The sequence below is a fragment of the Sinomicrobium soli genome (assembly GCF_003285545.1).
In the GTDB taxonomy this organism is placed as follows: domain Bacteria; phylum Bacteroidota; class Bacteroidia; order Flavobacteriales; family Flavobacteriaceae; genus Sinomicrobium.
Window position 1 is genome coordinate 378,894 of the sequence record NZ_QLNV01000003.1, and the last position, 13,758, is coordinate 392,651.

A 13,758-nucleotide genomic window follows, 5' to 3' on the forward strand; every position below is an offset into this window, starting at 1 on the left:
GCCTCCATGAAACTACCGATCATCAAACACCTGTCAAACTTTATAGAAGAAAATGACCAGGATTATGTATTAGAAGCTATTGAAACCCTGGAATCCATTACGGAGGTCCCATCCCTGAAAGACGAGGAACTCGATGTGATAGGTGAGCTTATTTCCAACATGTATGGTGCTGTGGAAGTCGATAAAATGATCAGGGACGGCATGTCGCAGAAAGAAGCGCTGAATTCCTTTATGGGGCGGGTACTGGGCTCCATAGACAAATAATACCCGGACGGGAAAAAATTGCTGCAATCCTCTTTCGCAATATCCGGGAGAGGATTTTTTTACTCAATAACCGGGATTTAACAGGGGCCCGTTTCATATTTATGGGCGTGGCCCCGAGGTTCCCGATGCTCCTTTTATTTTTCCTCAGAAGCTGTCAAAAATTTGTTTAAGGATAAAATTCAGATAGTTTCTCAAAGATTGGTTATATTTACCTTTCTTGAACCTGAACAAAACAAATTAGTATCATGGCAACAGTAACACTAAAAGGAAACACCATACACACTATCGGCGAATTGCCTGCTACCGGGAAGAAAGCCCCCGGTTTTTCCCTGGTCGGGAACGATCTGTCCCCGGCCGCCCTCAACGATTTCAGGGGTAAAAAAATAGTACTCAACATTTTTCCCAGCATAGATACCGGCACCTGTGCCGCATCGGTGCGAAAGTTCAACCGGGAAGCTTCAGGGCTGGAGGACACCGTGGTCTTGTGTATTTCGCGTGACCTTCCCTTTGCCCAGGCCCGTTTCTGCGGGGCCGAAGGGCTGGACAATGTAGTCACCCTTTCGGATTTTCGCGAAAGACAATTCGGAAAAGATTACGGCGTTGAGTTCGCTGACGGCCCGCTTGCCGGGCTGCTCTCCAGGGCTGTGGTGGTTATAGATACCGACGGAAATGTAACGCATACCGAACAGGTAGCCGAAACCGCAGACGAACCGGATTACGATGCCGCACTGAAAGCGCTGAAATAACCATGGCTCCGGACTGCAGTCCGGAGCCATGGTTATTCGTTATTAGGTTACTGAGTTATTTAGTCAACACGAAATAACTCAGTAACCTAATAACCCGGTAACCAGGAAATGATGGGTCTTTTGCGATCTTTTTTCATCCCTCCTTGTATTCTCCTTCCTTCTATTCAAACCGCCATCATGAGCTCTTTTCTGAAAAACAGGATAAAAAGTATCGGTTATGCCGCTAACGGGGCCTTGCTGCTACTGCGTACGGAAGCCAGTGCCAAGGTACAGGCAGCCATAGCCTGCCTCACGGTTATTGCCGGGTTCTGTTTCGGGATCTCTGCCGTAGAGTGGATGTTGCAACTTCTGGCCATAGCTATTGTGATGAGCCTCGAAGGTGTTAATACCGCCATAGAAAAAATAGCGGACTTCGTTCACCCCGACCATCACGACAAGATCGGTATCATCAAGGATATCTCTGCAGGAGCGGTTTTTATCGCCGCCGTCTCGGCCATGATCATAGGGGGCATCATCTATATTCCCCGAATTTTTTAAAAATATAATTCGATCCCATACGTTTGTAATTTGTATTTTTGCTTTGAACTCAGTTCAGACTTTTTCACTCCGGTCAAAAAAGTTTTAACGGGTTCTCTAATAACCGAACGCGTATAATGGTAAAGAAAAGGAACAGAAAAAAAGCTACTTCATCACAGCCCAAAACTTCCAGATTTACTTTTTCCAAACAAAACAAGATCATTCTCGGAAGCCTGGTCATGCTACTGAGTATCGCCCTGGGGATCGCTTTTGTATCTTTCTTTTTTACCTGGCAGCAGGATCAGAGCACGCTCTCCGAATTTGCCGACAGAAATACCGAAGCACAGAACTGGCTGAATAAATTCGGGGCTTCGGTGAGTTACTTTTTTATTTACAGGGGCTTTGGCCTTGCAGCCTTTATATTCGTGTACCTCTTTTTCCTTACCGGGCTGCACTGGTTTCTCGGCCTTGAACGTAAAACACTTATCAACAGGTGGATATGGGGGATTCTCGGGGTGATCTGGTTTTCTGTGCTCTTCGGGTTCTTCGCCTCCAGGGCTCCCCTTCTCGGCGGAGTAGTCGGTTATGAAATGAATGACTTTCTCCAGGATTATGCAGGTAAGGCCGGGGTTATACTGTTGTTGCTCTTCGGGCTTATCGTTTTTGCCGTCAAAAAACTGAAAACCACCCCGGAAAAGATCGGGGATTACTTGTCCGGAGTATCCGAAAACCTCAGAAAAGACCTGAGCAGGGCATCGCGGAAGCCCGGGGACACACCCGGTGCTACCACAGCCAGGGAAAAAAAGGGAACCCCGGTCATATCCGATATTCCGGAACGCCCGTCTCCTTTTGAAACAGCCCTGGAAAACAGGGAAAAACAAACCCCTTCGTCGGAATATGCCCGTATCGATAAAACGTCTGATGTGGATATCGAAAACTCCTTCGAGATAAAAGTTGCAGGACATGAGGAGACTTCCGGAATTTCTTCTTCCGTACGGGGGAACTCCCGTCCGGATGATGACGTCAAAATGGAAGTGGAAAAAATACGGGAAGAAAAGGAAGCTACGGAGATCCTCTCCGAAAAGCTGGTACAGGATTTCGGGGAATTCGACCCCAAGCTGGAACTGGGGAATTACCAGTTCCCTCCTATCGACCTGCTCAACGATTACGGAGGGCAGGGAGGTATTACCATCAACCAGGAAGAGCTGGAGGAGAACAAGAACAGGATCGTCGAAACCCTGAAACACTACAAGATAGACATCTCCCAGATCAAGGCAACCATAGGGCCTACGGTAACATTATACGAAATTATCCCGGCTGCGGGGGTCCGTATCTCCAAGATCAAGAACCTCGAAGACGATATCGCCCTTTCCCTGGCCGCCCTGGGAATCCGTATTATCGCTCCCATCCCCGGCAAGGGTACCATAGGTATCGAAGTTCCGAATAAAAAGCCGACTACGGTATCCATGCGTTCGGTCATCGCCTCTACGCGATTCCAGAATGCGGAAATGGAACTGCCGGTAGCCCTGGGCAAAAACATCAGCAATGAAACCTTTGTGGTAGACCTCGCCAAAATGCCCCACCTGCTTATGGCCGGAGCTACGGGACAGGGTAAATCGGTAGGACTCAATGCCATACTCACCTCCCTGCTCTATAAGAAGCATCCGGCAGAGGTGAAATTTGTACTGGTAGACCCCAAAAAAGTGGAACTTACCCTGTTCAACAAGATAGAAAGGCACTACCTGGCCAAACTCCCGGATACCGACGAGGCCATCATTACCGACAATACCAAGGTGATCAATACCCTGAACTCCCTGTGTATCGAGATGGACAACCGCTATGAGCTGCTCAAAAATGCCATGGTACGGAATATTAAGGAATACAATACCAAGTTCAAAGCCAGGAAACTGAACCCGAATGACGGACATAAATTCCTCCCCTATATCGTACTGGTGGTAGACGAATTTGCCGATCTGATCATGACAGCAGGAAAAGAGGTGGAAACCCCTATTGCCAGGTTGGCACAGCTGGCACGTGCCATCGGGATACACCTTATCATCGCCACGCAACGTCCTTCCGTAAATGTCATTACGGGGATCATCAAGGCCAATTTTCCTGCGCGTATCGCCTTCCGGGTGACATCGAAAATAGATTCCCGTACCATTCTCGACAACCAGGGGGCCGACCAGCTGATAGGCCGGGGAGACATGCTATATACCCAGGGCAATGACCTGGTACGGCTGCAGTGTGCTTTTGTAGACACTCCCGAAGTCTCCAAGATCACCGATTTTATCGGGTCACAGAAGGCCTATCCCGATGCCCATCTTCTCCCGGAATACGTAGGAGAAGAATCTGGCACAGCTCTTGATATAGATGCAGAGGAAAGAGACGCCCTGTTCCGCGAGGCTGCCGAAGTTATCGTAAGCGCCCAGCAGGGGTCGGCTTCATTGCTGCAAAGAAAACTGAAACTGGGCTATAACCGGGCAGGCCGCATTATAGACCAGCTGGAAGCGGCCGGCGTGGTAGGCCCTTTTGAAGGGAGCAAGGCCAGGCAGGTGCTTATCCAGGACCTGTATGCCCTGGAACAGTTTCTGGCCGGTGACGAATCAAAAGACGAAGGTTAGCACCCTGAAAAAACGAATGCATTAACAAAGAAAAGATACGGTTATGAAGACAGTAAAAATGGTATGGGCAGTAGCAGTGTTGTTATTGACCTCCACCATATCCTACGGACAAGACACCGAAAAGGCAAAAGCCCTTCTCGACGAGGTGCACCGGAAAGTGAAAAGTTATGACAATATTTTTGTAGATTTTAAATACGTCCTGGAAAACACCGCCGAAAACATAAAACAGGAAACCCGGGGCGATGTCACCATACAGGGAGACAAATACCTTTTCAACTACCTCGGGGCCACCAAAATATTCGACGGGCAACGCGTGATTACTGTCATCCCGGAAAACGAGGAAGTCGTTATCGAAAGTCCGGATTCGGAAGACGAGAATACCATCACACCTTCCAAAATGCTCACGTTCTATACCGACGGCTATAACTACAGCTGGGATATCCGCCAGAACGTAAGGGGCAGGCAGATACAGTACGTAAAACTCGTTCCCATAGACACCCATGCAGAGGCCAAAGAGATCCTGCTGGGGATCGATGTACAGACCAAACACATTTACAACCTCATCCAGACCGGGCAGAACGGCACCAGGACCACCATTACGGTCAATTCGTTCAAGACCGATCAGCCGCTATCCGGCAACCTGTTTAATTTTAATGCCGGGAAGTACGAGGATGAGGGCTATTACATCATAGAACAATAATCACAGTTATATCCCCGGAGACGGGCATTCATCCCGCTTCCGGGCCTGAATTTTTCCGGCCTTGAAAATCCTTGATCGCTACATATTATCCCGGTTCCTTTTCAACTTTGTCAGTTGTTTTACCATACTGATGATCATCTTTATTTTCCAGGCGATATGGCTTTTTATCGACGACCTGGCCGGCAAGGGGCTCGATCTGTGGGTTATCGGCAAATTCCTGCTCTACTATTCGCCCAGTCTGGTGCCTACGGTACTCCCTTTTACAGTACTGCTGGCCTCGCTGATGACCTTCGGGAGCTTAGCCGAGAATTACGAGTTTGCAGCCATGAAATCGTCAGGTATTTCCCTGTACAGGGCCATGAGAAGTCTTATCGTATTTATGGTTGCCCTCGGGGGGTTTACCTTCTACTTTGCCAACAGCGTTATTCCCAAGGCCGAGTTCAAGGCCTATAACCTGAGGAAAAACATCGCCAAGGTAAAACCTGCCCTGGCCATTTCCGAAGGCATGTTCAACGACATAGAAGACATGAACATCAAGGTGGAGAAAAAGTACGGCGAAGACGACCGTATGCTTAAGAATGTCATTCTCCACAAGAAAAATTCGAGGGGTGAAAACCTGCTGGTGATCAAGGCCAAGGACGGGGAACTGATCAGCAGCGAAAAATCGGATATCCTGAAACTAAAGCTTATCGACGGATATTATTACGAAGACCAGAAACCTTCAAACCCCAAAAACCGCGATAATTACCCGCATGCCAAGGCCAAATTTGAGATCTACACCCTCAACATGGACCTCTCGCAGGTAAACGACGTCAACCTCGAAGATGAGAGCTACAACACCTACAAAATGTATAACGTAGGCGAACTCGGGGTCCTTATAGATTCGATAGAAGAACACAACAGTACGGCCATTCACAATTTCGGTGACAATATTTACAAGCGTACCGGGATCACTACCATAAAACGCGCGCTGATCTCTCCCGACGGCAAGGACAGTGTGCGTGTAAAAGAGGATTCGCTCCCCCCCCCTGCTCCTGACAACGACCTTTTGTCGCTGTTTGACCCCGAAAAAAAACAGCGGATACTCGATGTGGCCAGGGGAAATATCACCAATATCGCCAATACGGTCAGTGCCAAGAAAGATGAGCTCCTCCGCAAGGATATGGTGCTCAACTATTACCTCATGGCTATGCACAGCAAATACGCCCTTGCCTTTGCCTGTGTCATCCTGTTTTTCGTAGGAGCTCCTCTGGGGGCCATTATACGAAAAGGGGGGCTCGGGCTGCCCATGGTGGTGGGGATCATACTCTTTCTCACCTACCACTTTCTCGGAATGTTTGCCCGGAACTATGCCAAAGATGCCAGTATCCCCCCGATCCTCGGTGCATGGCTCTCCACCCTTGTCATGCTTCCCCTCGGTATCTTCTTGACCAGAAGGGCCACAGCAGACAAAGGCGTACTGGATACGGACAGCATTACGGAACCCGTAAAAAAGTTTTTCCAGAGGTTCAGAAAATCAGAAGAATGACTTCCGCGAACTAAAACCGCTTCTTCCCACTGTCGCTGAAAAAAATAGGTATCTTTGTACTGTAAAATTCATAAGATGCATACTACAATGGAAATACCCGAAATAAAACTGAATACCATCGAGGAGGCCATTGCCGATATCCGTGCCGGAAAAATTGTCATCGTAGTGGACGATGAAGACAGGGAGAACGAAGGCGATTTTGTCGCTGCGGCGGAAATGGCTACTCCCGAGCTGATCAATTTCATGGCTACGCACGGCCGCGGGCTCATCTGTGCGCCGCTGACCGAAAAACGCTGTAAGGAACTCGGGCTCCACGTTATGGTCAACAATAATACCGACCCCATGGAAACAGCCTTTACGGTATCCGTAGACCTCAGGGGGCAGGGGGTTACCACCGGTATCTCTGCCGGTGACCGCGCCAAAACGGTAAAGGCCCTGATAGATCCCGCAACCAAACCCTTTGAACTGGCCCGTCCGGGGCATATTTTTCCCCTGATTGCCAAGGAAGGAGGAGTATTGCGAAGAACCGGGCATACGGAGGCGGCCATCGACCTGGCCCGCCTGGCCGGGCTGGAACCTGCCGGGGTGATCGTAGAGGTTATGAATGAAGACGGCTCCATGGCCCGCCTGCCCCAGCTGGCCGAAATCGGGCAGAAACTGGGGCTCAAGCTGGTATCCATAGAAGATCTTATCGCCTACAGGATGCAACACGACAGTCTTATTGAAAAAAAAGAGGATTTCGACATACACACCCGCTTTGGTGATTTCCGCCTGAGAGCTTATATACAAACCACCAACAGGCAGGTGCATATTGCACTCACCAAAGGATGCTGGAAACTCGGCGATCCCGTACTGACCCGGATCAACTCTACCCTGGTCAACAATGATATCCTGGGAACACTGACCAACAATCCGGATAAAAAGCTGGACAATATGTTCCGTTTGCTGAATGAAGAAGGACAGGGTGCCATCGTGTTTATCAACCAGCAAAACCAGTCACTCAATCTCCTACAGCGCCTGGGACAGCTCAAGGGGCTACAGAAAGAAGGTATCATGAAGGCCCCGAAGGTAGTCATGGACCAGAAGGACTTCGGTATCGGCGCCCAGATACTGCACGATCTCGATATCTCCAAGGCCCGGCTGATGTCGAATTCGGAACAGACCAAACGCGTGGGACTGGTAGGCTACGGACTGGAAATAGTGGAATATGTCAATTACTGACCATTATTGCGGCATAGCAACATAAAACAAAAGTAAAACGCCGGGTCTCTCCCGGCGTTTTACTTTTGTTTTAATCATCGGCTACAATTCTCTTTCCTATAGCACTTTTTTTAAGGTCCTTATCATTTTCGCGGCACGCTGCGCCACTTCTTCCTTGCTCCATCCCAGTTTTATAAGTATGGAAATAGTCCGCCCCATCACCGCATCGGAAGCACTGAAATCTGCCTTGTCATAATCCGGCAGACCGGCCATTACTTCCCGGGGCAGCCTCCCCAAGGTTTTTAATTGCTTCAGGTGCTCCCATTTCTTTATATAATGCCAGTTGTTATCGAACCAGTAGAAACAGCCGTCCACACCTTCTTCGGCCAAAGCCTTATGTGCGGCCCTTGCCGTTTTCTCGTCAGGAAGGAAAAAACTCAGGAAGGAATAGTTCTCTTCACCTGCTTCGGGAATTTCCCTGAAACGTATCCCCGGCAGTGTTTCCAGGGCCTTTCTGAGTACTTCGGAATATTCCCGCTGTATGCCGATAAATTCGTCCAGCCGCCCTATCTGTGCAAGCCCGACGGCCGCGTGCAGTTCTGATATACGATAATTATATCCCGTAAAAGGATGGCTTTCCGCACCCCGGTCATTGCCCTTATGATCGTGTCCGTGATCGGAATAATGATCGGCATTGCGGGCATAAGCAGCATTATTGGTGATGACCGCCCCCCCTTCTCCGCAGGTAATGGTCTTCACATAATCGAAAGAAAAACACCCCAGGTCGCCATAACTGCCCAGTGGTCTCCCATCGTAAGTAGCCCCTATGGCCTGGCAGGCATCTTCGAGTAACAGCAGTCCGTGCCTGTCGCATATTTCCTTCAGCTCGCCCAGCCTGGCCGGTGATCCGCACATATGTACCGGCATAACAACCTTTGTCCTGGAGGTGATCGCTTTTTCCACGGCCGCGGGGGCAAGGGTAAGCGTTTCGTCAATATCCACCAGTACAGGCACCGCCCCTACGGATAATACGGCTTCGAAACTCGCTACAAAAGTAAAGACCGGCATAATGACCTCATCTCCCGCCCCAACCCCTGCACTGGCCATTGCCACGGTCAGGGCAGCCGTTCCGCTGCTTACCAGTTGTGCGTGGGACACCTTCATTCTCCTGCACAACGCCTGTTCCAGTTCCCTGGCCTTCCAGTGTCCGTTCCGCATACCGTCAAAGCCATAGCGCATCAGTACACCGCTTTCCAGCACATCGTTCAGGTGTTTTCGTTCCAAATCTCCGAAAAATTCAAATCCGGGCATAGCAATATAATATTATCGGGTTAAAAATAGTTGTCTCGGCCAATACGTGGCGGAATCATTCGATCTCCAGCACACTCTCACTGATCTCCTTGCGCACCTTTTCCATGGCGGCAAACATATCATCATCCGCCCTGTACCCCACCGGCATGATCAGCACCGACCTCAGGTCTCTTTCCTTCAGCCCCAGCACTTCGTCAAAACCCTCGGCCCGAAAGCCCTCCATGGGGCAGGCATCTATTTTTTCCATGGCACATACGGTAAGCATATTGCCCAGGGCCAGGTATGCCTGGTTGCGCGCCCATCTTTCGATCTCCTCGCTGGTCTTCCTGTTAAAATCGGCTATGAGAAAATCGCGGTAAGGCTTCAGTATTTCTTCCGAGGTATTGCGTACGACCTTTACCTTGTCAAAATAACTTCTGATAAACGCCTCGTCTATTGTTTTCTCGATACAGAACACAAGCAGGTGCGAAGCATCGACCACCTGCTGCTGCCCGAAGGCCAGCGGAAGCAACTGCCCGCGTTTCTCCTCATTGCTTACCACAACCAGTTTTACAGGTTGCAGTCCGAATGACAATGCCGTAAGGTTAAAAGCCTCCTTGAGCAGGGCTATCTGCTTTTCATCGAGATGTCGTGTAGTATCAAATTTTTTGGTAGCATATCGCCACCTCAACTGTTTTATGGTATTCATCCTGCACTATTTTGGTAAAAAAAGGGGCCCGGCCAGGTCCTGTTCATCCTATCGAAATAAGCTGTCCCCCTTGTGATAATACATAACAAATGTAAGCATAATGGGTAAAGAAATAGTATTTTTGCCCCCTAAATTAACAAGCCTGCACATGATGGACCAAAACATTCAGAAACGTATCGAAAGCTCACAGACACATATTTTCAAGGCCGTATTTCCCAATACGACCAATCATTACGACACCCTCTTCGGAGGTACCGCCCTGCAATTGATGGACGAAGCCTCCTTTATCTGCGCCACCCGTTTCAGTCGTAAAAAGGTGGTTACAGTATCTACCGGGCAGATCGACTTTACCAAGCCCATTCCCCAGGGTACGCTGGTAGAACTCATTGCCCGCGTGATTAAGGTAGGTACCTCGAGTTGTGTGGTACAGGTTGATATCTTTATGGAAAACATGTATGAGGACATCAGGGAAAAAGCAGTGACCGGTGTATTTACCTTTGTCGCCATAGATGATGAAAAAAAGCCCGCCTCCATTATCGATTAACCCCATCAGAAAAAGCCCGAAAAATGTCTTGTATGAACAAAAAAAGCTTTCTATATTTGCATCCGCTCAGGAGGAATGGCAGAGTGGTCGAATGCGGCGGTCTTGAAAACCGTTGAGGGTAACACCTCCGGGGGTTCGAATCCCTCTTCCTCCGCCGAGAGGGTCTTCATCGGGAAGACCCTCTTTTTTTTTCGTAAATCAGCAATCCCTTTTCCTTCATCTTTCAGATGGTCATGCAACTTTTCGCTCAATGTAAACGCCGCATAAAGCCTACTTTTATTCCCCAGACACCCTATTTTATGACCTTGCCGATGCCAATGCAAAAACCCACTCTCTTATCTGAAGAAGACAGGGTATATCAAGCAAATAGGTTTTATGATATTGAAAGCCTTATAGAACGGTTCTCCCGAAAATAGGGTTTCCGTAATCAGTCAAACAGGCGTGTTGTGAACTGACTGTCTCCATCGGTTTCATAAGTGTCTGTAAAAGGAGAGTAGGTCTTTACATTGATTTCATTATTTTCTACTGAAAAATTATATATCCGTAACCTGCCATTTCCTCCTTTTTCGCGGGCCTGGTAATTCGATAAAAATGTTCGTACGGTGTGATCGTTATACGTATCTTCCCGGTAACCTTCACCATTTCCGGCCACATGCCCACAAACCATCATAAACAGGTTGGGGTTATCTTTCAACCCTTCGTATATAGCAACTCCCTGTTTTTCACTGAATGCTCCGGGCTTTCCTGCGTTGGTCCCTTTTGTTCCGTTATTCTGAATAATAAAATGACTTACGAGAATCGCCTTTCGAGAGGAATATCTCTTTATTATTTCATCTGCCCATTCAATGGCCTCGGGATATATCAGTTCCCTGTCATATTCAATATACACTACAACAAAATCCAGTCCTCCGGCGCTAAACAGGTCGTAATGATTGTCATTGTCATCTCCCAAATTCCCGCCATAATAAGGACGGCCCTTAAAATGTTCCACTCCAAAATGTTCATTATACCGTGCGGTAGTTGACATTACCGGGTATCCCATGGGAAACTGGTCATGATTCCCTACGGCCACTCCATAGGGTATACTCTTCGGGTATTCCAGTCCGTACATCGCAGTTTTCGCAACATCCCATTGATAATCAGCAGTCTCCTCTTTATCCCCGTTGTCCGTAATATCTCCTACATGCGCCACATACACGATATTCAGTTCTTCCTGTTTGTCCCTGATCCAGTCGATCTGGGAATAGAACATTTCAGGAGTTCCCCCTTTTTCCTCTTTGGAGGAATAATACTGGGTATCCGGGAGAATCACGATTGTAAAATCTCCCTCCCGGGGTTCAATCGGGGGGCCTAACTCTTCTTTATCCGGCGTAAACCAGGCCCCGTCGTTATTATCGTCCTGAACACTATCGTTTCCGCTTTGACAACCTGTGAGCAGAAAGGACAGGAAAAGAAAAATACAAATTAATTTTCGAGTATAGTGTATATTGTTATTCATATTGGTCTGACATTGAACTCGTCTTGGGTTGTTTCATTTAGGCGAAAAGCCACTATTTTGTGCCCAGATGTAGGCTTTTTGGAGCCCCATAGCCATAGCTATGGGGAGAAAAAAAGACAAAATATGGGTGCAAAAGAGGGTTTTGCAGCAAATTATAATAACTCAAGACGAGTTTATTAATTCAAAGTTTGGTTCAAAATCTTTTTTTATCTAACGGACAAAGGCTCAAACTGCCTCGTAAGGGCAACCTCTCCGGTAAACCGATGATAAAAGTTTGTATTTTCAATTATGCATCAACGGAACGCTATCCGTATAGCCATCATGATGGTCCCCTTATTCCCAGCCGGGATTTTGTTTCAGCTGTGGATTTAACACGATCTGGTCAGATGGAATGGGCCACAAGTAATAATACCCGGGGAATTCGGCAGGTGGCTCACCGTAATAATCAATATAGCCCTCGCTTGCCCCGTTTAAGATAGGTACTTTTTTCACTTCCGACCGCTTAATCCATCTTCCGAGTTTTCGCTCGGTAACATAATCCATCTTTTTCCACCTTCTCAAATCATCAGGTCTGTACCCTTCACCCATTAATTCGACAGCCCGCTCCCTTCTTATTTCCCACAATACAGGATCAACGGCAGGGTCACGGGTAGGATCATCCGGTATACTTCCAATATCCAGACCGGCGATATATCCCCGTTCACGTAGTTTGTTAATAGTCTGGTCAACGGTGCCCTGATCAAATTCTCCCAGCTCAAATTTGGCTTCTGCATAATTTACCAGGATTTCGCCCATTCGGAATACAGGAGCATCGCTTATATCCGCAAAATCGATATTATTCAATATCCTGTTATAATTTTTCCAGTAATAATACCCGGTATAACTAATAATAAATCCCTGGCCTTTCCGGTCATCAAAATAATGGGGTACCTGCCTTAAAACGATTTCACGCCAGTTGACCTGTGGCAGGGTTTTATGTACCGGGTCCGAAATTTCATTCATCAGGTCTATATACTCTCTGTGAACGGGATCAGAGGTAAAGGACCATTCGGTACTATTGGTACTGGGAGTCTCTACTTCATAAGGAGGGGTTACGGTAAAGTAAAAACGCCTGTCCCTGTTCCTGAACTCCGTATAAGGACTTTTATCACCCTCGAAAAGCGGACTTGTCCACCGCGTCTCTCCGTCGGTCATAAGGTACATATCGACGGCTTTCCTGGTTAAATCATAGCGTCCGGAACTGTTCCTCGATCTGGCGGTCTGCCCGTGGGTATACTGGTTGGATGCATAAGGCTTAAACAAAATGACTCCCGCAACCCCGGCCAGCGACTCACTGTTAAAGACTTCGTCAAAACTCGGATGCAGGTCAGGAAAAGACGACATGAGTTTCTCAGAAGCCTCTGCACAAGCTCTTAAATAAACTTCTTCTCCTCCCAGGGCGTGGTATTTTCTCCACGTACCTTCAAAAAGCCCGAAACGGGAGAGAAGCGCCCTTACCGCATGAACGTTTACCGTATTGGGGCCGTCTCCCTCGGGTTTTATATGTTCTTCGGCCCACAGGAGCTGCTCCAGCATTGTTCCGGTAACCTCATCACGGGGGGTACGCGGACCGTAAACCACATCATTGTCATTATCACCCACCGCATGTTCAATCCACGGAACACTTCCGTATTTTTTTACGAGTTCAAAATAATTGTAACTTCTGAAAAAATAACCGACACTTCTCCAGTGATCAATACTCGTCTGGTCCATTCCGGAACCATCAAGGTTGTCGAGCATTATATTGATACGGCGGATATTGCGATAGGGATCATTCCAGTCAGAAGAAGACCCCGGAACTGTTATTCGCTGCCAGATCCAGTCAGATTCCGAATTCGGAGCAGCCCTGAGGAACAAATCCCCATTGCGTTCCGATGTCGGTATGCTTGGCACATAACCGGGGAAAACATCATAGAACCCCCAGGCATAGGTCAAAATATTCTCATAGCTGGTAAAAGTTGTCTTTTCAGTAAGCTCATCCTTAGGCACGAGGTCGAGAAAATCGTCCTGGCAGGACACCAAAAGTCCCGTAAGGGTAAAAAAACAAAATATGTTCTTAAAGTATTTCATCTGTTTATTTTTTACTGTTTTTGCAATGGT

General features: G+C 48.0%; 12 protein-coding genes and 1 tRNA gene. 9 read left to right on the top strand and 4 right to left on the bottom strand.

Features of this window, described 5'->3' with window-relative positions; genetic code table 11:
- Positions 1 to 6: 6 nt before the first annotated feature.
- From DN748_RS05430 to ribB, 7 genes are all read left to right on the top strand, one after another.
- Complete coding sequence (locus DN748_RS05430) at positions 7 to 264, top strand: DUF6952 family protein (protein ID WP_112370750.1); 258 nt, start codon at positions 7 to 9, stop codon at positions 262 to 264.
- A 245-nt stretch (positions 265 to 509) separates the two neighbouring features.
- Complete coding sequence (tpx, locus tag DN748_RS05435; RefSeq protein ID WP_112370751.1) at positions 510 to 1,010, top strand: thiol peroxidase; 501 nt, start codon at positions 510 to 512, stop codon at positions 1,008 to 1,010.
- Between the two features lie 177 nt (positions 1,011 to 1,187).
- Entirely contained in the window at positions 1,188 to 1,547 is a 360-nt protein-coding gene (locus DN748_RS05440; RefSeq protein ID WP_112370752.1) for a diacylglycerol kinase, read from the top strand.
- Positions 1,548 to 1,663: 116 nt separating this feature from the next.
- Positions 1,664 to 4,150 carry a DNA translocase FtsK gene (locus DN748_RS05445; RefSeq protein ID WP_112370753.1) on the top strand — a complete coding sequence of 829 codons (2,487 nt, stop codon included), beginning with the start codon at positions 1,664 to 1,666 and terminating at the stop codon, positions 4,148 to 4,150.
- 43 nt (positions 4,151 to 4,193) lie between these two features.
- Positions 4,194 to 4,850 (top strand): LolA family protein, encoded by a 657-nt coding sequence (locus DN748_RS05450; protein WP_112370754.1) that lies wholly within the window; start codon positions 4,194 to 4,196, stop codon positions 4,848 to 4,850.
- A gap of 61 nt (positions 4,851 to 4,911) precedes the next feature.
- Positions 4,912 to 6,378 (top strand): LptF/LptG family permease, encoded by a 1,467-nt coding sequence (locus tag DN748_RS05455; protein WP_112370755.1) that lies wholly within the window; start codon positions 4,912 to 4,914, stop codon positions 6,376 to 6,378.
- Positions 6,379 to 6,453: 75 nt separating this feature from the next.
- Entirely contained in the window at positions 6,454 to 7,599 is a 1,146-nt protein-coding gene (ribB, locus tag DN748_RS05460) for a 3,4-dihydroxy-2-butanone-4-phosphate synthase (protein ID WP_410528306.1), read from the top strand.
- 96 nt (positions 7,600 to 7,695) lie between these two features.
- Here the strand turns inward: ribB and DN748_RS05465 are convergent, their stop codons facing one another.
- Both DN748_RS05465 and DN748_RS05470 read right to left on the bottom strand, forming a co-directional pair.
- Complete coding sequence (locus DN748_RS05465; protein ID WP_112370756.1) at positions 7,696 to 8,889, bottom strand: DegT/DnrJ/EryC1/StrS family aminotransferase; 1,194 nt, start codon at positions 8,887 to 8,889, stop codon at positions 7,696 to 7,698.
- A 55-nt stretch (positions 8,890 to 8,944) separates the two neighbouring features.
- Complete coding sequence (locus DN748_RS05470; protein ID WP_112370757.1) at positions 8,945 to 9,577, bottom strand: NAD(P)H-dependent oxidoreductase; 633 nt, start codon at positions 9,575 to 9,577, stop codon at positions 8,945 to 8,947.
- 148 nt (positions 9,578 to 9,725) lie between these two features.
- Between DN748_RS05470 and DN748_RS05475 the strand changes: the two genes are divergently transcribed.
- Both DN748_RS05475 and DN748_RS05480 read left to right on the top strand, forming a co-directional pair.
- Complete coding sequence (locus DN748_RS05475) at positions 9,726 to 10,121, top strand: acyl-CoA thioesterase (protein ID WP_410528307.1); 396 nt, start codon at positions 9,726 to 9,728, stop codon at positions 10,119 to 10,121.
- A 69-nt stretch (positions 10,122 to 10,190) separates the two neighbouring features.
- A tRNA-Ser gene (locus DN748_RS05480) sits at positions 10,191 to 10,275 on the top strand.
- Positions 10,276 to 10,548: 273 nt separating this feature from the next.
- Here DN748_RS05480 and DN748_RS05485 read toward each other — a convergent pair.
- Together DN748_RS05485 and DN748_RS05490 are read right to left on the bottom strand one after the other, a co-directional pair.
- Positions 10,549 to 11,619, bottom strand: a complete 1,071-nt coding sequence (locus DN748_RS05485; RefSeq protein ID WP_112370758.1) for a metallophosphoesterase — start codon at positions 11,617 to 11,619, stop codon at positions 10,549 to 10,551.
- Positions 11,620 to 11,952: 333 nt separating this feature from the next.
- Complete coding sequence (locus DN748_RS05490; protein ID WP_112370759.1) at positions 11,953 to 13,728, bottom strand: RagB/SusD family nutrient uptake outer membrane protein; 1,776 nt, start codon at positions 13,726 to 13,728, stop codon at positions 11,953 to 11,955.
- Positions 13,729 to 13,758: the final 30 nt, after the last annotated feature.

What these genes read in the sequence shown, in the direction of transcription:
- DN748_RS05430 (WP_112370750.1), top strand. Translation starts at nt 7, where the DNA reads ATGAAACTACCGATCATCAAACACCTGTCAAACTTTATAGAAGAAAAT.
- tpx (WP_112370751.1), top strand. Translation starts at nt 510, where the DNA reads ATGGCAACAGTAACACTAAAAGGAAACACCATACACACTATCGGCGAA.
- DN748_RS05440 (WP_112370752.1), top strand. Translation starts at nt 1,188, where the DNA reads ATGAGCTCTTTTCTGAAAAACAGGATAAAAAGTATCGGTTATGCCGCT.
- DN748_RS05445 (WP_112370753.1), top strand. Translation starts at nt 1,664, where the DNA reads ATGGTAAAGAAAAGGAACAGAAAAAAAGCTACTTCATCACAGCCCAAA.
- DN748_RS05450 (WP_112370754.1), top strand. Translation starts at nt 4,194, where the DNA reads ATGAAGACAGTAAAAATGGTATGGGCAGTAGCAGTGTTGTTATTGACC.
- ribB (WP_410528306.1), top strand. Translation starts at nt 6,454, where the DNA reads ATGCATACTACAATGGAAATACCCGAAATAAAACTGAATACCATCGAG.
- DN748_RS05465 (WP_112370756.1), bottom strand. Translation starts at nt 8,889, where the DNA reads ATGCCCGGATTTGAATTTTTCGGAGATTTGGAACGAAAACACCTGAAC.
- DN748_RS05470 (WP_112370757.1), bottom strand. Translation starts at nt 9,577, where the DNA reads ATGAATACCATAAAACAGTTGAGGTGGCGATATGCTACCAAAAAATTT.
- DN748_RS05475 (WP_410528307.1), top strand. Translation starts at nt 9,726, where the DNA reads ATGATGGACCAAAACATTCAGAAACGTATCGAAAGCTCACAGACACAT.
- DN748_RS05485 (WP_112370758.1), bottom strand. Translation starts at nt 11,619, where the DNA reads ATGAATAACAATATACACTATACTCGAAAATTAATTTGTATTTTTCTT.
- DN748_RS05490 (WP_112370759.1), bottom strand. Translation starts at nt 13,728, where the DNA reads ATGAAATACTTTAAGAACATATTTTGTTTTTTTACCCTTACGGGACTT.